The organism is Microbacterium sp. NPDC080220 (assembly GCF_040686395.1).
Classification (GTDB): Bacteria; Actinomycetota; Actinomycetes; order Actinomycetales; family Microbacteriaceae; genus Microbacterium; species Microbacterium gawkjiense.
On sequence record NZ_JBFBOP010000003.1, the window covers coordinates 270,196 to 293,121 of the forward strand.

Here is a 22,926-nt window from a genome sequence, read left to right on the forward strand (position 1 = left end):
CGAGTGCGGTCGGAACCGCCTGTCGCGAGTCTATGCCGCGACCCGTATGCCTCGGTACCGGCATCCGACCGGAGCGCCTGTGCGTTCGCTCTGTGTTCCTCCTCTAGGCTTCCCGGTTCGGAGGTGCCGATGGACGACCGGTATGGAAGCGACGTGCTCGCCGCGGGATGGCGCGACAAGGGGCGGCCCACGGTGGCGACGGTCCCCGCCGAGCGGGGTCTCGTCGTCGAGGTCGCGCTGGACGACTTCGTGGGTGCCGTGACCGGCGTGACGGCGGGCCACGTCGAGCTCGAGGACCGGCACGGCCGTGTGCGGCTGTTCCCGATCGGCGGCGGGTTCCTCGTCGACGGTCGGCCCGTTCACCTCGTCCCGCCCCGCGCCGCAGCCCCCGCGGGACGGACCCGCACGGCATCCGGGTCCTTCGCAGACCCGCAGGCGCGGGCGCGCGTCGCCCGGGCCTCGCGCATCCTCGTCGAGGGTCGCCACGACGCCGAACTCGTCGAGAAGGTCTGGGGCGACGACCTCCGCATCGAGGGGGTCGTGGTCGAGTACCTGCAGGGAGTCGACCTGCTGGAGGATCTGCTCCGTGCCGAGCCGCCGAGTGCGGAGCGTCGCTACGGCGTGCTCGTCGACCACCTCGTCCCGGGGTCGAAGGAGACGCGCATCGCCGAGCAGATCCTGCGGGGTCCGCACGGACCGTTCCTGAAGATCGTCGGACATCCCCACATCGACGTCTGGCAGTGCGTGCTGCCGCGCGCGGTCGGCATCGCCGCCTGGCCGGAGGTGCCGCGGGGGATCGAGTGGAAGAAGGGCGTCAGCCGCGCCCTCGGCTGGCCGGCCGAGGACCAGACCGACATCGCCCACAACTGGCAGCGCATCCTCGGGTCCGTCACGACCTACCGCGACCTCGACCCCGCCCTCCTCGGCCGCGTCGAGGAACTCATCGACTTCGTGACCGCATGAGCGGGCGACGCAAGGGCCGGCCCGCGGGGGCGCGGGACACCGCGGGATACCCTGGTCGCATGCCCGACCCCGATGCGCCCGAGGCCGCGCCGCGCTTCCGTGACAAGCCGGTGTCGTTCGTGCGGCGCAGCGGACGCATGAGCGATGCACAGGAGCGCGCGTGGGACGAGCTCTCGGGCACGTACCTGCTCGAGGTCGAGCGGGATGCCGCGGCCACCAGCATCCGCCCCGGTTCCACGATCGACCCCGCCGCCGAGTTCGGCCGCGCGGCCCGGCTCGTCGTCGAGATCGGCTCCGGGCAGGGGCACGCGATCGTGCACGCCGCGGCGGCCGACCCCGCCACCGACTTCATCGCCGTCGAGGTGTTCCGCGCCGGGCTCGCCCGCACGATGCTCGACGCCGACCGTGAGGGCGTGCGGAACCTGCGGCTCGTCGAGGCGAACGCGCCCGAAGTCCTCGAGCACCTGCTGCCCGAGGCATCCGTCGACGAGGTGTGGATCTTCTTCCCCGACCCGTGGCACAAGACCAAGCACAACAAGCGCCGGCTCATCGCCGACGGATTCCCCGCGCTCGCCGCCCGCGCGCTGCGGGACGGCGGGGTGCTGCGGCTCGCGACCGACTGGGAGGACTACGCGCTGCAGATGCGCGAGGTCCTCGCCGGCGCCGACGAGTTCGAGGCGACCTTCGACGGGGAGTGGGCGGCGCGGTTCGAGGGGCGCATCATGACCGCGTTCGAGCGCAAGGGCATCGCCAAGGGGCGCGACATCCGCGACCTGACGTACCGCCGCCGGCCGCGGACGCCGTGATGGTGCGCGCCCACGCAGGAGCACGTCCGCTCGTCGGTGTGCGCCTCGTGCCGGCGCTGCTCGTCTGCCTGGCGGCGCCGGCGTTCTTCGTGCTGCTGACGCCCTGGCTCGGGTGGATTCTGCTCGCCGCGGGGCTCGGAACCGCTGCGCTGCTCGATCGCGGGGGTGGTGGTGGTGAGGTCGTCTCGGTGGGGTCGACCCTCGAGTCGTCCACGCAGGTGGGCGTCGCCCGGACCCCGTCGCTCACGCGCGACCTCTCGCTCATCGCGATCGGGATGCTGATCGTCAGCGTCATCCCGTTGAAGGCCGAGCTCGACGACGCGGCGATGGTGCGCTTCACCCTGGCGCTGGGCGGCGCGGTCCTCGTGCCCTACCTCGTGTCGCGGTTCGTCTACCGGGACCATGCGATCCGGTTCCCCTGGCGCGGCGGGGGGCGGTGGACGCTCTGGCAGTGGGCCTGGCTGATCGCGGTGCTCGTGCTCGGCTGGCTGATCCTGCCGTTCTACTTCATCACGTCGGGCGTCTACGAGAACTGGCCCGTCGTGGACACACCCGACCTCATCGCGCGCCTGTTCGTCGGTGTCGGCGCGGTCGGCATCTGGGACGAGCTGTTCTTCATCTGCACGTGCTTCGCCCTGCTGCGCCGTCACTTCGCGGATGCGACGGCGAACGTGCTGCAGGCGATCGTGTTCGTCTCATTCCTGTGGGAGCTGGGATACCGCGCATGGGGTCCCGTGCTGACGATCCCGTTCGCGCTGCTGCAGGCCGTCATCTTCCTGCGGACGAAGTCGCTCGCCTACGTCGTGACGGTGCACCTGCTGTTCGATGCGGTGGTGTTCGGTGTGCTCGTCCACGCCCACAACCCGGGACTGCTCGACGCGGTCTTCCTCGTTCCGGCGCCCTGACCCGGGCCGTCAGGCGGGAGAAGGGGATGCCGTCGCGCGCGCCGACGTCGCGTGCGCGACACCCCAGACGACCAGGGCCATCGCGGCGACGGCGCTCGCCGCCATCAGCACGGTGCCGCCGGGGGCGTGATCGCCGCCGCTGATCATGAACGTGTCGGCGAGCGACATCCCGGTACCTCGTGTCGCGCATCCGTTTGAGGGTGTCAAGCCCTGCGATCGCGTCGCACCCCGGTGCGAGCCTGGCGGCGAGACGAAGGAGGGCCTCATGGCCGATGAGAAGGATCCGCACGCGACACTGATCGACCTGCTGCCGAAGTTCCGCTTCGCGATGGTCACCACGATGAACGAGGAGGGTGCCCACACGGCGCGGCCGTTGACGGTGCAGGATCGCGAGTTCGCCGGCGACCTGTGGTTCATCGTCGGTCGTGACTCGTCCGTCGTCGCGCATGTCGCCGCCCGTCCTCAGGTCGGCGTCGCGCTGAGCACGAACGACGCGTGGGTGTCGATCGCGGGCAACGCCGAGGTGGTCGACGACCTCGCGCGACTGCGCGAGTACTGGTCGCCCGCGGTCGAGGCGTGGTTCCCCGACGGCCCCGAGGACCCGAACGTCACGATGCTGAAGATCGATGCGGTGTCGGGGGAGTATTGGAGCAGCCCGGGAGGGGTCGTCGCCTCGGTGGTCAGCCTCGTCAAGTCGAAGATCACGGGTGAGCCGTACGAGGGGCGCAACGCGACCGTCGACCTCTGAGCGTCCCCGGCGCATCGGGTCTGTCAAGGCCCTGAGCGGGACGAGGGCGGCTGCGTAGCGTCGCCGACACGTGACCGACAACGACCGGAAGGACTGCGATGAGCGACACGAACGGCTCGGACGAGCACAACACGCAGGGTGTCCCCGACGAGAGCGCTGACGCCGACACCGCGTCCGGCGGATCGCCCGACGAGAACCCGCCCGTCACGACGGACGAGGACGGAACCCCCATCGAGAACCCGTCGGGCGGCTGAGTCCGCCCGACGCAAGGCCTGCCGTCGCACGAGGATGTCCGTCTTCGTGCGACGGCAGTTCCGTGTGCGGGCATCGCTGAGCCGGTGTGGATGCCGGGCCCCGCCGCGCCTGGTGTCAGAACAGGGCGAGCAGGGACGCGCCGAAGGTCACCAGGAGGGCGACGGGGACCACGAGCAGACCGATCGCCGCGATGCCGATGGCGACGATCGTGCCGAGCACCGACAGCACGGCCGCCGAGGCCGCGCCACCCGCGCGGGCGACGGAATGCGAGCGTGTGGAGAGGGTCGCGGTAGCCATACTCCGACGCTACGAACCGGCGCTCGCCGGCGCGTCCTTCGCAAGGGTGTCCGGGGTCATCCTCGGGGATGATGTCGGCCGTTAGAACGGGGGCGGTCCGGGTGGGTCGGTGGTGAATTGCGGGATGCGGCGTTCGGGCCTCACGAGGTAGACCCGGCCGGCGGGTGAGGTCCATTCGAGTGCGCCGCCGGGTTTGGCTCTGACCTGCCAGTCGGAGTGGTGTTTGAGGGTGTGATGCCCTCGGCACAGCGGGGCGAGGTTGTCAGCGGCGGTGGTCCCGCCGTGGTGCCAGTCGATGGTGTGGTCCAGGTCGCACCGGTCGGCGGGGATCCCGCAGCCGGGTGCCATGCACCGCGCGGCCCGCCAGGTGACGAGCCGTCGGAGGTCGGCGGGTGGCCGGTACTGCTCGCGCCCGACAGAAAGGACGACCCCGGTTTCGGGGTGGGTGAGCACCCGCATCCACCCGGATGCTGCTCCGCAGAGTTCGCGGGCGCGGTCGAGGGGGATCGGGCCGACACCGTCGACCTGCGCGGCCGGGCCGTCACCGGTGAGAAGGGTCAGGGCGGGGACGGTGACAGCGACCGTAGGGCGGATACCGCGCGCGGTCTCGGGGAGCGCGTCGGTTTCGCCGTCGAGGAGGAGGTCTCCGAACACGTCCGCCCGTTTCTGATCCAGGGTCCGCTCATCGTCGGCGGAGTGGAGGGTTTTCGCGATCGCGGTGAGCCTGCCGGCGATCACGTGTGCTTCGACTGTGGGCAGGTGCGCGGTGAGCCACGCCATCCCATCCACCCCCGCATCCACCCGCACGTATCGGTGCGCGACCGCGGCGGCGTGCTGTTCGGCGAGGGTCGCTTCCTGCTCGCGGTCGACGATGCGTTTCATCGCCCGCCGGAACGGCCCGGTCGGGAGTTCTTCCGCGAGGCTCAGCACCTCAGACACGAGCCCCGCGGTCACGTCGTCGATCTGGTCGAGCCCGTCGACGATGATCGTCGCGTGGGTGTCGGTGATGTCCGCACGGCTCATCGCCTCCCACACCTTCGGGTACCGACGCAGCAACGCGTGCCCGACACCCATCAACCGTCCCGCCGCGTGCTCGGTGATCCGCAACGCGGCGGCGACCTCGAGCCGCACCGACCGTTCCACGAACGCGACCGGTTCCTCCCGACGGCGCGCGTCGGCGATCGCGTCGTCCCACAACTCGACGATGCACGCGTACCGCTGCGCGGCATGCACGGTCGCCATATCCGCGCACATCACCACCCAGTCCAGGGTCGTCGGGATCCCCTCCGGGACCTCGTCGCGACGATCGGCTGAACTGGACATAGTTCCAGACTAGGAGGGGGTTCCGACATCGATTCCGGCACGGTGCCACCCCCCCCGGCGTGGAAGGATCGGGGCATGCAGACGCCTCTGGGGATCGATGGGTTGGCCAACGCAAGAGACCTCGGTGGGCTCGAACGGATCGACGGTTCCCGCACGCCGACCGGCGTCTTCATCCGGGCTGAGACGCTCGACCGTGTGACCGACGCCGGGTGGGATCGCCTCCGAGCGCATGGCTTGGGAACCATCGTCGACCTCCGCCGTCCGAGTGAACGAACGGCGTCCGTCCCCCGCGACATCGCCGTCCGGCATGTCGATCTCGACGGGAACGAACGGCACTTCTGGGAATCTCGGGAGAAGGACGGGCAGTGGGGAACTCCGCTGTACTACCTGGACCACGTCGGGGAGCTGCCGCATCGGCTCGCGGGTGCCCTCGAGGAGATCGCGCGAGCCCCTACGGGCGGCATCCTTTTCCACTGTGGCGCAGGCTGGGATCGGACCGGCCTGCTGGCTGCGGTCCTGCTGAAGGCCGCCGGTGTGACCGAGTATGCCGCGACCCGCGACTACCTCTCGTCGTTCGCCAACGCCGTGGCCATGGCGGAGCTCCACAGCCGTTCGTTCGACGTCGCTGAGCGTCTGAGCGTCCTCGACCGCTTCGGGCATACGCCGGAGTCCGCCTTCCGCGACATGTACCGCCGGCTCGATCTCGACGCGTGGCTGAGCTCGTACGTCGACGGCGACACCGCCAGGGCCATCACGACGTGGCGCGGCGCCATCGCCTCTGCACCGGGTCTGCAGGCAGCCTCGATAGACTCGGCGGCGGGCCCCGACCGGGCCCCCGGACGAGGGTTCAGTACCCGGTGAGCGACAAGACTGGCCAGGAGGTCAGTGATGTTGTCGTGGATCGTTCTCATCGTCGCCGGGATGCTCGAAGCCGTGTGGGCCACCGCGCTCGGGCGCTCCGAAGGCTTCACGAAGCTGTGGCCGACGGTCACCTTCGGTGTCGCGCTCGTCGCCAGCATGGGCGGTCTCGCCTTCGCGCTGCGCGAGATCCCCACCGGGACGGGGTACGCCGTGTGGGTCGGCATCGGGGCATCCCTCACCGTGGTCTGGGCGATGGTGACGGGCGCCGAGTCGGTCTCCGTGGTGAAGATCCTGCTCATCCTCGGCCTCGTCGCGTGCATCGTCGGGCTCAAGCTCGTCTCGGATTGACGCGCCGCGCTGTCAACCCCGGGCATCCGCGCGAGCGTCGCGTTAGCGTCACGTCCACAGAGGACACCGACCGACGGAGGGCGACATGACCGGCGACGACCGCAGCATCGATGACAACGCGTACGAGGGGCCGGATGTGGAGCTCCCCACCCACGACGGCGCGGTACCGGGCGGCGTGCCGCCATTCGGCCATCCCGCCCACCCGGACGAGGACCAGGACGCGCGCGAGGACTGAGGTCCCGTGGAACGACGAAGGGGACCCGGCGCGATGCCGAGTCCCCTTCGCTTCCGTGTGCCCCCGGAGGGATTCGAACCCCCGACTTCTGGTACCGGAAACCAACGCTCTATCCCCTGAGCTACGGAGGCGTACCGATCGAGACTATCACCGGTGCGACCGCTCCCGCGCGCACGTCCACGCCGTCGCCTAGCCTGAAGCGATGACCTCCTCCGCTCCCGCCCCGACCGCGCGGGAGCAGCTCGTCGGCCTCGTCGAATCCGTCGCGAGCGGCGCCGCCCAGCCGGGTTTCGAGGTGCTGCGTTCGATGCCGGAGGTGCCGGGTGCCCGGCCGGCGGCGGTGCTCATCCTGTTCGGCGTCCTCGACGAGGTGCCGGCCGAGCGCGAGGCGGCTGAGAGCGCCGTCTCCCGCGATCTCGACGTGCTGCTGCTCTCCCGCGCCGAGACGCTGCGCGCCCACCCGGGACAGGTCGCGTTCCCCGGCGGACGCGTCGATCCGGGGGATGCGGATGCCGTCGCGGCATCCCTCCGCGAGGCGTGGGAGGAGACGGGGCTCGAGGTCGACGGGGTCGACGTCCTCGGCACGCTCGAGCCGATCCCGCTCGAGTTCTCCCGCCACCTCGTGACACCCGTGGTCGCGTGGTGGCGCCGCCCGTCACCCGTGCGCGTCGTGGACGAGGCCGAGTCGGCGGACGTGTTCCGCGCTCCCGTCGCCGATCTGCTCGACCCCGCCCACCGGGGCGTCACCGTTGTGCGGAGCGACCGGGGCGAGTTCCGAGGGCCCGCGTTCCTCATCCCGACACCTCGCGGCGACCGCCTCGTGTGGGGGTTCACCGCCATGATCCTGGCGGGCCTGTTCACCCGGCTCGGCTGGGAGGAGCCGTGGGATGCGGGCCGCGTCATCCCCCTGCCGGGTCAGAACGCGTAGAAGTTCGCGTAGTCCGACAGCAGCAGGTCGGTCGCATCCTCCGGGACGAGGTAGGCGACGAGACCCTCGACCGTCTCGCCCTCGGCGATCGTGCCCTGGTCGACCAGCAGCGTCGTGTCGTCAGGCGGCACGACGTACGCACTCGGGTAGCTCATCCCGTCCGGGGTCGCGACCGACAGGTCGTACGACGCGTACGACGCCTCGATGCCCTCGGGATCGAGTCCCGTCACCGTCATCTCGACGAGGACGTACCGCATGCCGGTGATGTCCCTCTCGTTGTAGGCGTTCCACCCCAGGATCTCGTCGGTGGCGTCCTCGTCGACGAGCCGGACGTCGGCACGGTACTCGTCGCGCGACGACGGACCCGCCATGTACGGCAGGGGGAGCGGGTCCTCCAGGGACCCGGGACCGGTCTCGGGGGCGTACGGCTCGAAGCCGCGGTCCGAGGGGGATGCCTCGGGTGCCGGTGCCGCGCCCGCATCGGGATCGCTGTACGACGGGCTCGGTGCCCAGATCAGGGAGCCGATCGAGATCGACACGATGAGCGCCCACGCCAGTCCGAGGCCGGAGAGGACCGTGCCCGTCACCGCGAGCGCCTTGCGCTGCCGGCGGACGAGGGCGATCACGCCGATGACGGCGCCGGTCAGGGCGATGAGGAGTCCGAGGAACGGGATCCACGCCGACAAGAAGGCCGCGATGCCGAGCACGAGTGCCGCGACCGCCCACCCCTGCGGCGCGCTCGGCGCCAGGACGGGGCCGCCGTACGGTGCGTACCCCGCCGGCGGCGCTCCGTACGGTGCCGGCGGCGCTCCGTAGGGCGCGTGCGGCGGCACCGGGCCGTACGCGCGCACGGGACCCTGCGCCGGAGGAACGGCGGCGGCGTCGGCGGGGAGGAACGGGGGAGCGGCGTGCCACGCCGCGCCGTCCCAGTAGCGGAGTTCGTTGCCGGCGTGCGGAGCCGGATACCACCCGGGAGGCGTCGTCTCGCTCACGTCCGTGTTCCCCATCGTCGATGCATCGGGAGCCCACCGGCCCCTTCCACGTCGAGCGTACAAGCGCAAGGGGACGCGCCTCCGGGGCTGTCCACCGTAGCGTCGAGGCGGTAGGAAGGGAGCCCACATGGCACGCATCACGATCATCGGGGGACACGGGAAGGTCGCGCTGCTGCTTGCGCCGCTCCTGGTCGAGGCCGGACACGACGTCACGTCCGTCATCCGCAACCCGGAGCACGAGCAGGACGTCGCCCGCACGGGCGCCCGCCCGGTCGTCGCCGACGTCGCGGCATCCGATCTCGACGCCCTCATCGATCTGCTGGCCGACAGCGACGCGGTCGTCTGGTCCGCCGGCGCCGGTGGCGGCTCGCCCGAGCGCACCTACGCGGTGGATCGGGATGCCGCGATCCGATCGATCGACGCGGCCGTCGCCGCTGAGGCGCGCCGCTACGTCATGGTGTCCTACTTCGGCGCCGGGCCGGATCACGGGGTCGACCCGTCGGACGGCTTCTACGCGTACGCCGAGGCGAAGGCGGCGGCGGACGAACACCTGCGGGGCGCCGACCTCGACTGGACGATCCTCGCGCCGTCAGCGCTGACCCTGGATGAGCCGACGGGGAGGATCGACGCCCGCTCCGACGAGGGGACCTCGGTCCCGCGTGCGGACGTCGCCGCCGTGATCGCGGCGGTGCTGGCGGAACCGGCCACGATCGGACGGACCGTCTCGTTCAACACCGGCGACGTGCCGATCGCCGAGGCCATCCGGCCGTGAGAGGTCAGGGCCGGACGGGCGCCGACTCGTCCTCGGTCGGGGCGACGGCGTCGGTGCTCGCGCTGCGGTCGACGAGCGCCTGCTGAAGCCGCTCGGCGAGGTACGCGTGACCCCGGTCGGAAGGATGCCGCTTGCCGGCGCCGACGTCGATCACGTCGAGATAGTTGGCGGGGGTGACCCACTGCTCCTGGAGCGGCGAGATGTACCACCAGTGCCGGTCGGCGGCCGCCTCCTGGAGGTCGCGGTCGATGCGGGCGGTGCCCTCGTCGATCGGGAACTGGTGCGGGGTCGGCCCGAAGATCACGATCTGCGCGTGCGGGTACAGCTGGGCGAAGACGTCCCAGGTCGCGTCGACGGCTTCGCGGTAGCCGCGCTCGCCCTGGTGACGGTCGTTGATGGAGCCCTGGATGATGATCAGGTCGTAGTCGGCGGCCGGGTCGAGCCACTTCGCCCGCGTGCGGAAGTCGGGACCGTCCCACCCGGGCTTCATGTAGCCCGAGCCGCGCACGCCGTCGACGGTCACGTCCCATCCGGTGAGCCGCCCGAGGCGGTACGCGTAGCCGTCCGTGGGGACGGTCGCTGCCGCGCCGTAGGTCCAGGAGTCGCCGAAGACGAGCACGTCGGGGTCGGCGGGGAGCGAGAGCGGCTCGACGGTGGAGACGCCGTCCGATGAGGAGGCGGCGTCGACGGCGGAGATGCTGCGCCACGGCTGCCACGCGGCGAGCGCGACGATGGCGGCGACTCCGACGGCGATGATCCCCAGTCCCCACCCCCGAGCGCGTCGTTCAGAGGTCATGCGACGAGGGTAAGCGATGATCCCCGAACTCGCCGAGCACGATCTTCACCGTGGGAGGATTGCTCGGTGCAGCGTGTCGTCACGGCGGAACTCGACCTCGATCTCGAGGGCGAGCTCGACCTCATCCTCTCCGTCGCCGTGGCCGCCGGCACTCCGCTCGCCCACGAGCGCCTCCGCATCCTGCGGAACGGCGAGGATCTGCCCGCCGTGACGGTGACGGATGCCGTGGGCACGCGGTTGCACCGCCTCCGCGTGGGGGCGGGCCCCGTCCAGGTGCGGTACGAGGCGCGCGTCGACGGGCCGCTCGCCGTGGCTCCGGCCTCCGATCTCGACACCGCCGTCTACCTCCGGCCGAGCCGCTACGCCCCGTCGGACGCCGTGTTCGCGCAGGCGCGCCGCCAGTTCGGTGGGCTCCGCGGCACCGACCTCCTCGCCGCCGTCGAGTCCTTCGTCGCCGAGACCGTGACCTATTCGCCCGGTCTGTCCCTCGGGACCGACTCGGCCGTCACGACGCTCGCCACGGGGCAGGGCGTCTGCCGCGATTACGCGCACCTCGTCATCGCGCTCCTGCGGGCGATGGACGTCCCCGCCCGCTACGTCGCGTGCTACGCACCGGGTCTCGTCCCGATGGACTTCCACGCGGTCGCCGAGGCGTGGATCGACGGGCGCTGGCTCGTCGTCGACGCGACCCGGCTGTCGAACCGTCGCGGGCTGGTGCGCATCGCGACGGGGCGGGATGCCGCGGACTGCGCCTTCCTCAGCTATTACGGTGCGAACCTGGCGCTGCGACGGCTCGTCGTGGACGCGCGCGTCGACGCCGACGAGGCGGTCGCGGCCGCGGCATCCGATCCGCAGCGGGACGATCGGGCAGCGCTGGTCTCGATCGGGTGATTAGGGTGATGCGTAGGACATCGGGGAGGTGCGGGTGAAGACCGCAGATGACGCCATTCGGCGAGCGATCATCGAGGACTACCGCGTGCTGGGCGAGGCCCCGGAAGCGGACCTCCAGGGCCTGGTGCAGCTGGCCGCCACCGTGTCCGGCGTCCCCACCGCGGTCATCAACCTCATCGACGATCGGTTCCAGCATCAGATCGCGGCGGTCGGCATCGAGCCGGCTGTCTGCACCCGCGAGGACTCGATGTGCGCGGTCGTGTTCCGCAAGCCGGGTCACACCGTCGTCACCGACGCGAGCCTCGACGAGAGATTCGCGGGCAATCCGTTCGTGACCGGGGAGGTCGCCAACGTCAAGTTCTACGCCTCGAGCCCGCTCATCACCCCGATGGGGGTGCCCATCGGCACCATCTGCATCTTCGACGAGGTGCCCCGTGAGCTCCCCGAGGACGAGAGTGCGGCGCTCGCCCTCATCGCGCGCCAGATCGTCGACGTGCTCGAACTGCGACGCATCACGCGGGAGCTCGGCGAGTCGAACGAGCAACTCGAGAACTTCGCGGCGCAGGTCGCGCACGACCTCCGCAACCCGCTGACCGCGCTCACCGGATACATCGAGCTCGCCGCGGACGTCCCCGAGGTCGCAGATCTCCCCGCGGCGTCGCGCGCGCTCGCCCGCGCCGAATCGGTCGCCGACAGGATGTCGGGGATGATCGGCCGGCTGCTGGACTACGCGCGCATCGGCGGATCGCCCATCCGTCGCACCGCGGTCGACGTCGAACCGCTCGTCGCCTCGACGATGGAGGACCTCCGCAGCGCGGGCGAGGACAACGGCGCCGAGGTGACGGTCGAGGCATCCGTCCCCGTCCAGGCCGACCCGACCCTGGCAAGCGTCCTCGTGCAGAACCTCGTCGGGAACGCGGTCAAGTTCGCCGGGACCGGCGGTCGCCTCCCGCAGGTCGTCGTCTCGGTCGGAACGGTCGCGTCCGGCGTGCGCATCGTCGTCGACGACAACGGCCCGGGCGTCCCGGTCGCCGAGCGGGAGCTCGTGCTCGAGCCGCTCGAGCGCGGATCGAACGCCGAGGCCCCCGGCTTCGGCATCGGCCTCGCGACGTGCCGTCGCATCGTCGAGTCCCACGGCGGCCGCCTCGGGATCGACGATTCGCCGCTCGGGGGAGCCCGCATCTGGGTCGTCCTGCCGTCGGCGTGAGGGTCTCCCGACCGTAGACTTGTCGGGTTATGACTCCCGACGCCCTCTCCGCCGCCCTCCTCGCCGTCGTCCTCCCGCTCGTCGAGGCGCGACGACCCGGCGCCGGTGAGGCGCTCACCGTCGCGGACTTCCCGGTCGAGCGGCCGAAGAACCGCGATCACGGCGACTGGGCCTCCAACGCCGCCCTGAAGCTGTCGAAGCAGGTCGGGGCGAACCCGCGCGAGTTCGCGGCCGAGGTCGCCGACGCGCTCGCCGCCGTCGACGGCATCGCCTCGGTCGAGGTCGCCGGTCCCGGGTTCATCAACATCCGACTGGATGCCGCCGCCGCCGGCGCGCTCGCGAAGACGATCGTCGACGCCGGTGCGAGCTTCGGGCACGGGCGCACGCAGGAGGGCAACACGATCAACCTCGAGTTCGTCAGCGCGAACCCGACCGGTCCCATGCACATCGGCCACACGCGGTGGGCGGCGCTCGGCGACGCGATCGCGCGTCTGCTGCTGGCCAGCGGCGCGACCCTCGTGCGCGAGTTCTACATCAACGACGCCGGTGCGCAGATGGATCGCTTCGGCCGCTCGGTCCTCGCCCGCATCGAGGGCAAGCCGACGCCCGAGGACGGGTATGCCGGCGCGTACATCGACGACCTCGCGACCCGGGTCGCCGCCGCCGAGCCGGGTCTGGGCGACCTGCCCGAGGCCGAGCGCGTCGCGGTGGCCCGCGACAAGGCCTACGAATTGCAGCTCGCGGAGCTCCAGGCATCCCTCGAGAAGTTCAACGTGCACTTCGACGTCTTCTTCAGCGAGCGCACGCTCCACGCGAAGAAGCCGGACGGCGGCCCGAGCCTCGTCGACGAGGCCGTCGACCGCTTGCGCGCGCAGGGCCACGTGTTCGACGCCGAGGGTGCGGTCTGGGTGCGCACGACCGACTTCGGCGACGACAAGGACCGCGTCATCCGTCGGTCCAACGGCGAGTACACCTACTTCGCCGCCGACGCCGCCTACTACTTGAACAAGGGCGACCGCGGCTTCGCGCACAAGATCTACCTGCTCGGCGCCGACCACCACGGGTACGTGCACCGCCTCAAGGCGCTCGCGGGGGCTGCCGGCGACGACCCGGAGAAGGACATCGAGGTGCTCATCGGGCAGCTCGTGTCGGTCAACGGCGCGCGGCTGTCCAAGCGTGCGGGCAACATCATCGAGCTCGACGACCTGCGCGAGTGGCTCGGCACGGACGCGCTGCGGTACTCCCTCGCGCGCTACCCGGCCGACTCGCCGCTGACGCTCGATCCCGAGATCCTGCAGAAGCGCACGAACGACAACCCCGTGTTCTACGTGCAGTACGCCCACGCGCGGACGCACAACGTCGCTCGGAACGCCGCCGACTCCGGCGTCTCGCGCGACGCGTTCGCCCCCGAGCTCCTCACGCACGAGGCCGAGTCCGCTCTCCTCGGCGCCCTGCAGGAGTTCCCGCGCCTGGTCGCTTTCGCGGCCGAGCTGCGCGAGCCGCACCGCATCGCGCGCTACCTCGAGGAGCTCGCGAGCCTCTACCACCGCTGGTACGACTCCTGCCGTGTGACGCCCCTCGGCGACGAGGAGGTCACCGACCTGCACCGCACGCGTCTGTGGCTCAACGACGCCACCGGCCAGGTGCTGCGCAACGGTCTCGACCTGCTCGGCGTGAGCGCGCCCGACCGGATGTGACATGACGACCGTCACGGCGCCCCGCCGACGTCGCCGCGGCTGGGTCGTGGTGATCGTCGTCGTCGCAGTGCTCGCCGCCCTGGTGGTCGCGGCGGAGTTCGCGGCGCGGACGATCGTGCCCAAGGTCGTCCGCTCGCAGCTGATCGAGAACCTCGGCCTGCCTGTGGACCAGGCGATAGACGTCGAGATCCCGGGGCTCGTCCTGCCCCAGCTCGCCGTCGGGAGCATCGCTCAGATGAGCGTGTCCGCTGACGACGTCGACGTCGAGGGGATCTCGGGCGACGTCCGGGTCGACATCGAGGATGCCCCGGTCCGGGGCGGCGACTGGAGCAGCGCCCGCGCCGTCGTCGTGCTGGACGAGGACCAGGTGCGCATGATCCTGTCGCGGGTGGACGGTTTCCCGGTGGACGCCTTCCGCCTCGCGCCCCCCGAGGTCGCCCTCGACACGGAACTGAACCTGTTCGGGACCGCCATTCCACTGGGTGTGCGCCTGTCCGCGGCCCCGGAGGACGGCGACCTCGTCCTCTCGCCGACGACCTTCCGGCTCGGCGACGTCGACGTGAGCGCCGACGCGCTCCGCGAGCAGGTCGGGCCGCTCGTGGGGTCCTTCGCGCAGAGCTGGCCGGTGTGCCTCGCGCAGTACCTGCCGCGGGCGCTCACCCTGACGGGCGTCGCCGTCGAGGAGCGCGGGGTCGTCGCGACGTTCGACATCGACAGCGCGATCCTTCGCGACGAGACCGCGCAGCAGCCCGGTTCCTGCTCCGACGCCTCGTAGCGTCACGGGGCCGGGGGCGGCAGCCGGGGTGCCCTAGACTGTGGGCACCGTCGGGGCGTGGCCACACCGCCCGACGATCCCGTTCCCACCCGATTGGTGCCCCTGCGTGTCCACCGCCTCCGACCGTCCCGCCGTGCCCGAGTGGCTCTCGAAGCCGGATGATGCGAATGCGCTCGTCGAGGCCGTCTGGCCCGCCGGCGCGACGCGCGACGACGCCGGCGCGCTCGTCCTCGGCGGCGTGCCGGCGACCGAGCTGGCCGAGCGGTTCGGCACGCCGCTCTACGTCGTCGACGAGGATCTCGTCCGCGCCCGCGCCCGCGAGGTGCTGACGGCGTTCCGGGATGCTGCGGCCCGCCACGGCGGCACGGCGCGGGTCTACTACGCGGGCAAGGCGTTCCTCACGACCGACCTCGTGCGCTGGGTGACCGCGGAGGGCCTCGGCGTCGACGTCGCCAGCGGCGGCGAGTTGGCGGTCGCCCTGGCCGCGGGCGCGGACCCGCGCCGTCTCGGACTCCATGGCAACAACAAGCTCCTGCCCGAGATCGCCCGCGCCGTGCGCGCCGGCGTCGGCTCGATCGTCATCGACTCGCTCGTCGAGATCGAGCGGATCGCGGCCGAGGCCGCCTCCCAAAGCGTCGTGCAGACCGTCCTCGTCCGCGTCAACAGCGGCGTCCACGCCGAGACGCACGACTTCCTGGCGACCGCCCACGAGGATCAGAAGTTCGGCTTCGCCCTGACGGATGCCGAGGCGGCGGTCGCCCGCATCCGCGAGCTGCCTTCGCTGCGCTTCGCGGGGCTGCACTGCCACATCGGCTCGCAGATCTTCGGCACGGCCGGGTTCGCCGAGTCCGCCGCCCGCGTCGTCGAGGTCCACGCGCGGCTGCGCGAGGGCGGCGAGGTCCCGATGCTGAACCTCGGCGGCGGCTTCGGCATCGCCTACACGTCGAAGGACGACCCGACCCCTATCGCGGAGCTCGCCGAGGGGATCGTCGCGGCGGTCGCCCGCGAGTGCGCGAGCCGCGGCATCCCTCTTCCCGAACTCGCGTTCGAGCCGGGACGGGCGATCGTCGGCCGCGCCGGCGTGACCCTGTATTCGGTCGGCACGGTGAAGCCCGTGCGCGTCTCGGACGACCTCGAGCGGCTGTACGTGAGCGTCGACGGCGGCATGAGCGACAACGCGCGGACGGCGCTGTACGGCGCCGACTACAGCGCCCGCATCGCGAGCCGTCGCAGCGACGCGGACGCCGCGCTCGCGCGCGTCGTCGGTCGGCACTGCGAGGCGGGTGACATCGTCGTCGGCGCAGAGTACCTCCCCGGCGACGTGGCCCCGGGCGACCTGCTGGCCGTCGCGGCGACCGGCGCGTACTGCTTCTCGCTCGCGAGCAACTACAACTACCTGACGCGCCCTCCCGTGGTCGCCGTCGGCGGCGGTGCCGCCCGGCTGATCGTCCGCGGAGAGGACGAGAACGACCTGCTGGCGCGCGACCTCGGCGTCGCACCGGCCGCATCCCGCACCACCGAGGAGTCCGCATGATCGAACCCCGCCGCCTGCGCGTCGCGCTGCTGGGAGCCGGCGCCGTCGGATCCCAGGTTGCCCGCCTGCTGCTGACCCACGCCGACGAGCTCGCCGACCGCGCCGGTGCACCGCTCGACCTCGTCGGGATCGCCGTCCGCGACGTGGACGCCCCGCGCGAGGCCGACCTGCCGCGCGATCTGTTCACGACCGACGCCGACACCCTCATCGCCGGCGCCGACATCGTGATCGAGGTCACCGGCGGTCTCGAGCCGGCGCGCACCCGGATCCTCCACGCCCTGTCCTCCGGCGCCGACGTCGTCACCGCCAACAAGGCGCTGCTGGCCACCCACGGCAGTGAGATCTTCGACGCCGCCGACCAGGTCGGTGCGACCGTCGCCTACGAGGCCGCCGTCGCCGGCGCCATCCCGATCATCCGTCCGCTGCGCGACTCGCTCGCCGGCGACCGCGTCCGCCGCATCATGGGCATCGTCAACGGGACGACGAACTACATCCTCGACCGCATGGACCGCGAGGGCCTCGGCTTCGACGAGGTGCTCGCCGAGGCGCAGCGGCTCGGGTACGCCGAGGCCGACCCGACGGCGGATGTCGAGGGCTACGACGCGGCGCAGAAGGCCGCCATCCTCGCGAGCCTCGCCTTCCACACCACCGTCCCGCTCGAGGCCGTTCACCGCGAGGGCATCACGGCGGTGGATGCCGGTGTCATCGAGGCAGCCCGCAAGGCGGGCTACGTCGTGAAGCTGCTCGCCGTCTGCGAGCGTCTCGTCGACCAGCCCGACGCTGCGCCCACGGGCGAGGCCATCTCGGTGCGCGTCTACCCGGCGCTCGTCCCGCGCGAGCACCCGCTGGCGTCCGTCCACGGCGCCAACAACGCCGTGTTCGTCGAGGCCGAGGCCGCCGGCGACCTCATGTTCTACGGCGCCGGCGCCGGGGGAGTGCAGACCGCGTCGGCCGTGCTCGGCGACGTCGTCTCGGCCGCGCGTCGTCACGTCGCCGGGGGGCCGGGTGTCGGCGAGTCGACGCGGGCCGGACTTGCGATCGTGCCGATCGGCCGCATCCGCACCAGCTGCCAGATCACGCTCGAGGTCGACGACCGACCGGGCGTCCTGGCCACCGTCGCGGGGATCCTCAGCGACGGGGACGTGTCCATCGCGACCGTCGAACAGACCACCTCGGGCGACGCCGTCGTCCGGGACGGCGGGGATGCCGTCGCGCACCTCGTCATCGGAACCCACACGGCCCGGGAGCAGGACCTGGCCGACACCGTCGCGCGTCTCGCTGCCACCAGCGCCGTGCGCCGCGTGATCTCGGTCCTGCGCGTAGAAGGAGACTGACATGGCACACGTCTGGCGCGGAGTCCTCCGCGAGTACGCCGATCGACTGGGCGTCACCGACGCCTCGACCGTCGTGACGCTCGGCGAGGGCGGCACCCCCCTCATCCCCGCCGCCTCGCTGTCGCGCATCACCGGGGCCGACGTCTACATCAAGTTCGAGGGCATGAACCCGACCGGCTCGTTCAAGGACCGCGGCATGACGGTCGCGCTCTCGCGTGCCGTCGAGCACGGCGCCGAGGCCGTCATCTGCGCCTCGACGGGCAACACCTCGGCATCCGCGGCAGCCTACGCGGCGCACGCCGGCATCACGGCGGCCGTCCTCGTGCCCGAGGGCAAGATCGCGATGGGCAAGCTCAGTCAGGCCGTCGCCCATGGCGGCAAGCTCATCCAGATCCGCGGCAACTTCGACGACTGCCTCGAGATCGCGCGCGAGCTCGCCGTCGGCTACAAGGTGCACCTCGTCAACTCGGTCAACCCCGACCGCATCGAGGGGCAGAAGACCGCCGCCTACGAGGTCGTCAGCCAGCTCGGCGACGCCCCCGACTTCCACTTCATCCCGGTCGGCAACGCCGGCAACTACACCGCCTACTCGCGCGGGTACCGCGAGGAGGCCGAGCGCGGCGTCGCGACGCGCGTGCCCCGCATGTTCGGCTTCCAGGCCGAGGGTTCGGCGCCGCTCGTGCGCGGCGAGGTCGTCAAGAACCCCGAGACGATCGCCTCGGCCATCCGCATCGGCAACCCCGCGTCGTGGGATCTCGCTCTCGAGGCCCGCGCGGCGACCGACGGGTGGTTCGGCGCGATCGACGACGAGCGCATCCTCGCGGCGCAGAAGCTGCTCGCCGGGACCGTCGGCGTCTTCGTCGAGCCGGCCTCCGCGATCAGCGTCGCGGGTCTGCTCGACCGTGCCGAGGCCGGCGTCATCCCGAACGGCGCCAAGGTCGTGCTGACCGTCACCGGCCACGGCCTGAAGGACCCGCAGTGGGCGCTGCGCAACGCCGACGGCTCGCAGGTCGAGCCGCTCGTCGTGGATGCCGCGACCAGCGAGGTCGCGTCCGCGCTCGACCTCACGCGCGTGGCGGGATGACGCTCGCCGGGCGCAGCGTCGCCGTCCGCGTGCCAGCCACGAGCGCCAACCTGGGCCCGGGCTTCGACACGTTGGGCCTCGCCCTGAGCGTCCACGACGAGCTCGTCGTGACGGCGCTCGACGCGCCGGGGCTCGAGATCGAGGTCACCGGCGAGGGTTCCGCGGACGTGCCGACGGACGCCTCGCACCTCGTCGTGAAATCTATGGCGTACGCGTTCGAGGCCGTCGGCAGGCCGATGCCCGGCATCCGATTGCGCGCGCACAACGTGATCCCGCACGGCCGGGGCATGGGATCGTCGGGGGCCGCCGTGGTCGCGGGCCTCCTCGCGGCGCAGGGACTGCTCGAGGGGGACGTCACCCTCGGGCCCGAGACCCTGCTGCGCCTCGCCACCGAACTCGAAGGGCACCCCGACAACGTCGCCCCGGCGCTCTTCGGCGGTCTGACGATCGCGTGGATGGACCAGGACGGTCCGCAGCACAAGAAGCTCGCGGTCCACCGCGGTGTCTCGCCCCTCGTGTTCGTTCCCGAGTTCACGATGTCGACGTCGGTCGCGCGGGGACTCGCGCCGCTCCACGTCACCCGCGAGGACGCCGTCTTCAACGTCTCGCGGTCCGCGCTGCTGATCGCGGCGCTCACGCAGAGCCCCGAGCTGCTGATGGCGGCGACCGAGGACAAGCTGCACCAGTCGTACCGGGCGCAGGCGATGCCCGCGACCGACGCGCTGGTGCAGTCGCTCCGGGGCGCCGGTTTCGCCGCCGTCGTCTCGGGCGCCGGCCCCAGCGTGCTCGTCCTGGCCGACGGCCCCGGACGCCGCCTCGAGGCGGTCGAGTTCGCGGCGCGGTCCACGGACACGCCATGGAAACCCCTGCTGCTGGCCGTCGATGTCCGGGGTGGTACAGTGAAGGACCATACGGAGGATGCCACGTAATCACGTGAATCTGCCCTCCATCGCAATCTGCGAACCACCGCACACCCCCTTCTGACGGGCCTGCGCAACTTCTGTGCCTGCGCGAACACCCCGCTGAGGAACCGGATCTGTCGTGGACGGAACCACCTGCGGTTATGACTTTCCACATCTGAAAGGGAGAACTCGTGGAGTCCATCTCCGAGATCCAGACCGGCGACGACGTCGCCACCGGCGGCACCGTCGCCGACGAGACCACCGCCGATGCCACCGCCGAGTTGGCCGCGCCCGCGACCGAAGAGACGCCCGTCGAGGACACCCCCGCGGACGAGGCGCCCGCCGCCGAGGCGCCCGTCGAAGAGGCCCCCACCGCGGACCCCGCCCCCGTCGCCGACGAAGAGGTCGCCGCTGCGCAGCCGGTCGACGAGACCCCGGCCGAGGAGAAGCCCGCCGAGAAGCCGGCGAAGGCGCCGCGCAAGCGCGCTCCGCGTCGCGCGAAGAGCACCGATGTGCCGGCCGCCGATGCCGCCGTCGCTGCCGACGCTGCGGAAGCCCCCGCCGTCGAGGCCCCCACTGCCGAGGCCCCGGCCGCCGACGCCGCCGAGACTCCGGCCGCCGATGCCGCGTCCGCCGTCGAGGCACCCGCGGCCGACGCCGCCCCCGAGACCACCGAGCAGGCCGCGACCACCGAGGCGCCGACGGTTGATGCCGCGGCACCGACGGCATCCGCCGATGACAGCGAGAACGCCGGCGAGGGCAACGGCCGCAGCCGCAGCCGTTCGCGCAGCCGCAGCCGCAACCGCAACAAGGGCGACAACGGCCAGAACGGCAACGCGCAGAACAACAGCGCGCAGAACGGCAACGGCCAGAACGCGCCCGCCGACAAGCCCGCCGTCGAGCAGGCCTCCGACGACGAGCAGGGGCAGGGTCGTGGCCGTCAGCGCAACAAGCGCCGCGGACAGAACACGAACGACGAGTTCGATACCGAGATCGGCGAGGACGACGTCCTCATCCCGATCGCGGGCATCCTCGACGTCCTCGACAACTACGCCTTCGTGCGCACGACGGGCTACCTCCCCGGCCAGAGCGACGTCTACGTCTCGCTCGGTCAGGTCAAGAAGTACAACCTGCGCAAGGGTGACGCCGTGGTCGGCGCCATCAAGCAGCCGCGCGAGGGCGAGCAGTCCAGCCGCCAGAAGTACAACGCGCTCGTCAAGGTCGACGCCGTCAACGGCCTCTCGGTCGAGGACGCCGCGACGCGTGTCGAGTTCGGCAAGCTCACGCCGCTCTACCCGCAGGAGCGCCTGCGCCTCGAGACGGCCCCCGAGAAGCTGACGCAGCGCATCATCGACCTCGTCGCCCCGATCGGCAAGGGTCAGCGCGGCCTGATCGTCGCGCCGCCCAAGGCCGGCAAGACGATCGTCCTGCAGCAGATCGCGAACGCGATCGCGACGAACAACCCCGAGGTCCACCTCATGGTCGTGCTCGTCGACGAGCGCCCCGAAGAGGTCACCGACATGCAGCGGACGGTCAAGGGCGAGGTCATCGCCTCGACGTTCGACCGACCCGCCGAGGACCACACGACGGTCGCCGAACTCGCCATCGAGCGCGCCAAGCGCCTCGTCGAGCTGGGCCGCGACGTCGTCGTCCTGCTCGACTCGATCACCCGCCTCGGTCGCGCCTACAACATCTCGGCGCCGACCTCGGGTCGCGTGCTCACCGGCGGTGTCGACGCATCCGCTCTCTACCCGCCCAAGCGCTTCTTCGGCGCCGCGCGCAACATCGAGAACGGCGGATCGCTCACGATCCTCGCGACGGCCCTCGTCGAGACCGGTTCGAAGATGGACGACGTCATCTTCGAGGAGTTCAAGGGCACCGGCAACAGCGAGCTGCGCCTGTCGCGTCAGCTCGCCGACAAGCGCATCTTCCCCGCCGTCGACGTGAACGCGTCGAGCACGCGTCGCGAGGAGATGCTGCTCTCGGCCGACGAGGTCAAGATCACGTGGAAGCTGCGCCGGGCCCTCGCGGGTCTCGACCCCCAGCAGGCCCTCGAGGTCGTCCTCGGCAAGCTCAAGGAGACGACGTCGAACGTCGAGTTCCTCGTGCAGATGCAGAAGTCGATCCCGGCGCCCGCCGCGGGCGGCCACGGCCACGGGCACGAGAACAGCATCCGCTGACCTTCGCGTCGTGTTCGAGTCCGTCCAGACGCTGATCGACGAGCACCGCGCGGTCCAGGAGGAACTCTCCGACCCCGCGGTGCACGCCGATGCGGCGCGCGCCAAGCGCGTCAACCGGCGGTACGCGGAGCTCTCGCGCATCGTCGCGGCGCACGACGCCTGGCGGGCCGCGGAGGAGGACCTCGCGGCTGCGCGGGAACTCGCGAAGGAGGATGCCGCCTTCGCCGACGAGGTCCCCGCCCTCGAGCAGCGGCTCGCCGAGGCGCAGGAGAAGCTCCGCCGCCTGCTCATCCCGCGCGACCCCGACGACGCCCGCGACGTGATCCTCGAGATCAAGGCGGGGGAGGGCGGCGCCGAGTCGGCGCTGTTCGCCGCCGACCTGCTGCGCATGTACCTGCAGTACGCCGCCTCGCAGGGGTGGAAGACCGAACTGCTCGAGCGCAACGAGTCCGATCTGGGCGGCTACAAAGACGTCCAGGTCGCCATCAAGGGCTCCTCGAGCGATCCTGCCCAGGGCGTCTGGGCGCACCTGAAGTACGAGGGCGGCGTCCACCGTGTGCAGCGCGTGCCCGCGACCGAGTCGCAGGGCCGCATCCACACCTCCACAACGGGAGTCCTCGTCTTCCCCGAGGTCGACGAGCCCGAAGAGGTGCAGATCGACGCGAACGACCTCAAGATCGACGTCTTCCGCTCGTCGGGTCCGGGCGGTCAGTCGGTCAACACGACCGACTCCGCCGTCCGCATCACCCACCTGCCCACGGGCATCGTCGTGTCGATGCAGAACGAGAAGAGCCAGCTGCAGAACCGCGAAGCCGGCATGCGTGTGCTCCGCGCGCGCCTGCTCGCCAAGCAGCAGGAGGAGCGGGATGCCGCGGCCTCCGACGCCCGCAGGTCCCAGATCCGCGGAATGGACCGGTCGGAGCGCATCCGCACGTACAACTTCCCCGAGAACCGCATCGCCGACCACCGCACCGGGTACAAGGCGTACAACCTCGACCAGGTGATGGACGGCGCGCTCGGACCGCTCATCGAGTCCGCGATCGCGGCCGATGAGGAAGCGCGGCTGGCCGCCGTCGGCTCCGAGGCCTGACCG

The 22,926-nt window shown here is 71.5% G+C and carries 24 protein-coding genes, 1 tRNA gene, 1 pseudogene and 1 riboswitch; of the genes and pseudogenes, 20 read left to right on the forward strand and 6 right to left on the reverse strand.

The features are described 5' to 3' along the window. Window positions 1–129 precede the first annotated feature (129 nt). The 3 genes from AB0P29_RS07135 to AB0P29_RS07145 are packed head-to-tail and all read left to right on the forward strand — an operon-like array spanning window position 130 to window position 2,674. Window positions 130–963 (forward strand): DUF3097 family protein, encoded by an 834-nt coding sequence (locus tag AB0P29_RS07135; protein ID WP_253035775.1) that lies wholly within the window; start codon window positions 130–132, stop codon window positions 961–963. Between the two features lie 59 nt (window positions 964–1,022). Further along, window positions 1,023–1,769, forward strand: a complete 747-nt coding sequence (gene trmB / locus AB0P29_RS07140; protein ID WP_359918018.1) for a tRNA (guanosine(46)-N7)-methyltransferase TrmB — start codon at window positions 1,023–1,025, stop codon at window positions 1,767–1,769. Then, window positions 1,769–2,674 (forward strand): CPBP family intramembrane glutamic endopeptidase, encoded by a 906-nt coding sequence (locus AB0P29_RS07145; protein WP_363379215.1) that lies wholly within the window; start codon window positions 1,769–1,771, stop codon window positions 2,672–2,674. Before trmB ends, AB0P29_RS07145 begins: the two co-directional genes overlap by 1 nt. A gap of 9 nt (window positions 2,675–2,683) precedes the next feature. Here the strand turns inward: AB0P29_RS07145 and AB0P29_RS07150 are convergent, their stop codons facing one another. After that, entirely contained in the window at window positions 2,684–2,842 is a 159-nt protein-coding gene (locus tag AB0P29_RS07150) for a hypothetical protein (RefSeq protein WP_363379216.1), read from the reverse strand. A 97-nt stretch (window positions 2,843–2,939) separates the two neighbouring features. Between AB0P29_RS07150 and AB0P29_RS07155 the strand changes: the two genes are divergently transcribed. Together AB0P29_RS07155 and AB0P29_RS07160 are read left to right on the forward strand one after the other, a co-directional pair. Continuing rightward, window positions 2,940–3,422: a pyridoxamine 5'-phosphate oxidase family protein gene (locus tag AB0P29_RS07155; protein ID WP_363379217.1), complete on the forward strand. Its 483-nt coding sequence runs from the start codon at window positions 2,940–2,942 to the stop codon at window positions 3,420–3,422. 98 nt (window positions 3,423–3,520) lie between these two features. Continuing rightward, the gene (locus AB0P29_RS07160) at window positions 3,521–3,676 is read left to right on the forward strand and encodes a hypothetical protein (RefSeq protein WP_311284250.1); all 156 of its coding nucleotides are present in this window, start codon (window positions 3,521–3,523) and stop codon (window positions 3,674–3,676) included. A gap of 115 nt (window positions 3,677–3,791) precedes the next feature. Here AB0P29_RS07160 and AB0P29_RS07165 read toward each other — a convergent pair whose 3' ends face one another. Then, window positions 3,792–3,974: a hypothetical protein gene (locus tag AB0P29_RS07165; RefSeq protein WP_311284249.1), complete on the reverse strand. Its 183-nt coding sequence runs from the start codon at window positions 3,972–3,974 to the stop codon at window positions 3,792–3,794. A gap of 81 nt (window positions 3,975–4,055) precedes the next feature. Beyond that, window positions 4,056–5,297 (reverse strand): DUF222 domain-containing protein, encoded by a 1,242-nt coding sequence (locus AB0P29_RS07170; RefSeq protein ID WP_363379218.1) that lies wholly within the window; start codon window positions 5,295–5,297, stop codon window positions 4,056–4,058. A 75-nt stretch (window positions 5,298–5,372) separates the two neighbouring features. Between AB0P29_RS07170 and AB0P29_RS07175 the strand changes: the two are divergent. From AB0P29_RS07175 to AB0P29_RS07185, 3 genes and pseudogenes are all read left to right on the forward strand, one after another. Further along, window positions 5,373–5,975, forward strand: a pseudogene (locus tag AB0P29_RS07175) (tyrosine-protein phosphatase); the annotation flags it as partial. 137 nt (window positions 5,976–6,112) lie between these two features. Next, window positions 6,113–6,176: riboswitch (guanidine-III (ykkC-III) riboswitch) on the forward strand. 12 nt (window positions 6,177–6,188) lie between these two features. Then, window positions 6,189–6,506, forward strand: coding sequence for a multidrug efflux SMR transporter (locus AB0P29_RS07180; RefSeq protein WP_217531235.1), 318 nt, complete (start codon window positions 6,189–6,191; stop codon window positions 6,504–6,506). An 85-nt stretch (window positions 6,507–6,591) separates the two neighbouring features. Further along, window positions 6,592–6,741 (forward strand): hypothetical protein, encoded by a 150-nt coding sequence (locus AB0P29_RS07185; protein ID WP_311284247.1) that lies wholly within the window; start codon window positions 6,592–6,594, stop codon window positions 6,739–6,741. Window positions 6,742–6,799: 58 nt separating this feature from the next. On the opposite strand, the gene AB0P29_RS07190 is transcribed toward AB0P29_RS07185, so the two are convergent. Beyond that, window positions 6,800–6,872 (reverse strand) — tRNA-Arg (locus tag AB0P29_RS07190). Between the two features lie 71 nt (window positions 6,873–6,943). On the opposite strand from AB0P29_RS07190, the gene AB0P29_RS07195 reads away from it, so the two are divergent. Further along, on the forward strand, window positions 6,944–7,669 hold the full coding sequence (locus AB0P29_RS07195; RefSeq protein ID WP_363379219.1) for a CoA pyrophosphatase: 726 nt from the start codon (window positions 6,944–6,946) through the stop codon (window positions 7,667–7,669). On the opposite strand, the gene AB0P29_RS07200 is transcribed toward AB0P29_RS07195, so the two are convergent. After that, the gene (locus AB0P29_RS07200; protein WP_363379220.1) at window positions 7,657–8,661 is read right to left on the reverse strand and encodes a DUF2510 domain-containing protein; all 1,005 of its coding nucleotides are present in this window, start codon (window positions 8,659–8,661) and stop codon (window positions 7,657–7,659) included. The genes AB0P29_RS07195 and AB0P29_RS07200 overlap by 13 nt on opposite strands. 127 nt (window positions 8,662–8,788) lie before the next feature. Here AB0P29_RS07200 and AB0P29_RS07205 point away from each other — a divergent pair, with 127 nt between their 5' ends. Beyond that, entirely contained in the window at window positions 8,789–9,433 is a 645-nt protein-coding gene (locus AB0P29_RS07205) for an NAD(P)H-binding protein (protein ID WP_253035765.1), read from the forward strand. Window positions 9,434–9,437: 4 nt separating this feature from the next. Here the strand turns inward: AB0P29_RS07205 and AB0P29_RS07210 are convergent, their stop codons facing one another. Continuing rightward, window positions 9,438–10,229, reverse strand: coding sequence for a GDSL-type esterase/lipase family protein (locus AB0P29_RS07210; protein WP_363379221.1), 792 nt, complete (start codon window positions 10,227–10,229; stop codon window positions 9,438–9,440). Window positions 10,230–10,295: 66 nt separating this feature from the next. Between AB0P29_RS07210 and AB0P29_RS07215 the strand changes: the two genes are divergently transcribed. The 10 genes from AB0P29_RS07215 (at window position 10,296) to prfA (ending at window position 22,923) form a co-directional block, all read left to right on the forward strand. Then, window positions 10,296–11,120, forward strand: coding sequence for a transglutaminase family protein (locus AB0P29_RS07215; protein ID WP_363379222.1), 825 nt, complete (start codon window positions 10,296–10,298; stop codon window positions 11,118–11,120). A gap of 34 nt (window positions 11,121–11,154) precedes the next feature. Next, the gene (locus AB0P29_RS07220) at window positions 11,155–12,327 is read left to right on the forward strand and encodes a GAF domain-containing sensor histidine kinase (protein ID WP_363379223.1); all 1,173 of its coding nucleotides are present in this window, start codon (window positions 11,155–11,157) and stop codon (window positions 12,325–12,327) included. Between the two features lie 29 nt (window positions 12,328–12,356). Beyond that, window positions 12,357–14,024, forward strand: coding sequence for an arginine--tRNA ligase (locus AB0P29_RS07225; protein ID WP_363379224.1), 1,668 nt, complete (start codon window positions 12,357–12,359; stop codon window positions 14,022–14,024). Window position 14,025: 1 nt separating this feature from the next. Next, the gene (locus AB0P29_RS07230; protein ID WP_363379225.1) at window positions 14,026–14,799 is read left to right on the forward strand and encodes a DUF2993 domain-containing protein; all 774 of its coding nucleotides are present in this window, start codon (window positions 14,026–14,028) and stop codon (window positions 14,797–14,799) included. A gap of 106 nt (window positions 14,800–14,905) precedes the next feature. After that, complete coding sequence (lysA, locus tag AB0P29_RS07235) at window positions 14,906–16,333, forward strand: diaminopimelate decarboxylase (protein ID WP_363379226.1); 1,428 nt, start codon at window positions 14,906–14,908, stop codon at window positions 16,331–16,333. After that, entirely contained in the window at window positions 16,330–17,667 is a 1,338-nt protein-coding gene (locus AB0P29_RS07240; RefSeq protein WP_363379227.1) for a homoserine dehydrogenase, read from the forward strand. The genes lysA and AB0P29_RS07240 overlap by 4 nt, the downstream gene beginning before the upstream one ends. 1 nt (window position 17,668) lies before the next feature. Continuing rightward, entirely contained in the window at window positions 17,669–18,751 is a 1,083-nt protein-coding gene (gene thrC / locus AB0P29_RS07245) for a threonine synthase (protein WP_253035758.1), read from the forward strand. Next, the gene (gene thrB / locus AB0P29_RS07250) at window positions 18,748–19,680 is read left to right on the forward strand and encodes a homoserine kinase (RefSeq protein ID WP_064001473.1); all 933 of its coding nucleotides are present in this window, start codon (window positions 18,748–18,750) and stop codon (window positions 19,678–19,680) included. Before thrC ends, thrB begins: the two co-directional genes overlap by 4 nt. 164 nt (window positions 19,681–19,844) lie before the next feature. Continuing rightward, entirely contained in the window at window positions 19,845–21,833 is a 1,989-nt protein-coding gene (rho, locus tag AB0P29_RS07255) for a transcription termination factor Rho (protein WP_363379228.1), read from the forward strand. A 10-nt stretch (window positions 21,834–21,843) separates the two neighbouring features. Next, window positions 21,844–22,923 carry a peptide chain release factor 1 gene (gene prfA / locus AB0P29_RS07260; protein ID WP_359917988.1) on the forward strand — a complete coding sequence of 360 codons (1,080 nt, stop codon included), beginning with the start codon at window positions 21,844–21,846 and terminating at the stop codon, window positions 22,921–22,923. Window positions 22,924–22,926 lie beyond the last annotated feature (3 nt).

Excerpts from the sequence above, each read along its gene's own strand:
- AB0P29_RS07135 (WP_253035775.1), top strand. The coding sequence starts at position 130 with ATGGACGACCGGTATGGAAGCGACGTGCTCGCCGCGGGATGGCGCGAC.
- trmB (WP_359918018.1), top strand. The coding sequence starts at position 1,023 with ATGCCCGACCCCGATGCGCCCGAGGCCGCGCCGCGCTTCCGTGACAAG.
- AB0P29_RS07145 (WP_363379215.1), top strand. The coding sequence starts at position 1,769 with ATGGTGCGCGCCCACGCAGGAGCACGTCCGCTCGTCGGTGTGCGCCTC.
- AB0P29_RS07150 (WP_363379216.1), bottom strand. The coding sequence starts at position 2,842 with ATGTCGCTCGCCGACACGTTCATGATCAGCGGCGGCGATCACGCCCCC.
- AB0P29_RS07155 (WP_363379217.1), top strand. The coding sequence starts at position 2,940 with ATGGCCGATGAGAAGGATCCGCACGCGACACTGATCGACCTGCTGCCG.
- AB0P29_RS07160 (WP_311284250.1), top strand. The coding sequence starts at position 3,521 with ATGAGCGACACGAACGGCTCGGACGAGCACAACACGCAGGGTGTCCCC.
- AB0P29_RS07165 (WP_311284249.1), bottom strand. The coding sequence starts at position 3,974 with ATGGCTACCGCGACCCTCTCCACACGCTCGCATTCCGTCGCCCGCGCG.
- AB0P29_RS07170 (WP_363379218.1), bottom strand. The coding sequence starts at position 5,297 with ATGTCCAGTTCAGCCGATCGTCGCGACGAGGTCCCGGAGGGGATCCCG.
- AB0P29_RS07185 (WP_311284247.1), top strand. The coding sequence starts at position 6,592 with ATGACCGGCGACGACCGCAGCATCGATGACAACGCGTACGAGGGGCCG.
- AB0P29_RS07195 (WP_363379219.1), top strand. The coding sequence starts at position 6,944 with ATGACCTCCTCCGCTCCCGCCCCGACCGCGCGGGAGCAGCTCGTCGGC.
- AB0P29_RS07205 (WP_253035765.1), top strand. The coding sequence starts at position 8,789 with ATGGCACGCATCACGATCATCGGGGGACACGGGAAGGTCGCGCTGCTG.
- AB0P29_RS07210 (WP_363379221.1), bottom strand. The coding sequence starts at position 10,229 with ATGACCTCTGAACGACGCGCTCGGGGGTGGGGACTGGGGATCATCGCC.
- AB0P29_RS07225 (WP_363379224.1), top strand. The coding sequence starts at position 12,357 with ATGACTCCCGACGCCCTCTCCGCCGCCCTCCTCGCCGTCGTCCTCCCG.
- AB0P29_RS07230 (WP_363379225.1), top strand. The coding sequence starts at position 14,026 with ATGACGACCGTCACGGCGCCCCGCCGACGTCGCCGCGGCTGGGTCGTG.
- AB0P29_RS07240 (WP_363379227.1), top strand. The coding sequence starts at position 16,330 with ATGATCGAACCCCGCCGCCTGCGCGTCGCGCTGCTGGGAGCCGGCGCC.
- thrC (WP_253035758.1), top strand. The coding sequence starts at position 17,669 with ATGGCACACGTCTGGCGCGGAGTCCTCCGCGAGTACGCCGATCGACTG.
- thrB (WP_064001473.1), top strand. The coding sequence starts at position 18,748 with ATGACGCTCGCCGGGCGCAGCGTCGCCGTCCGCGTGCCAGCCACGAGC.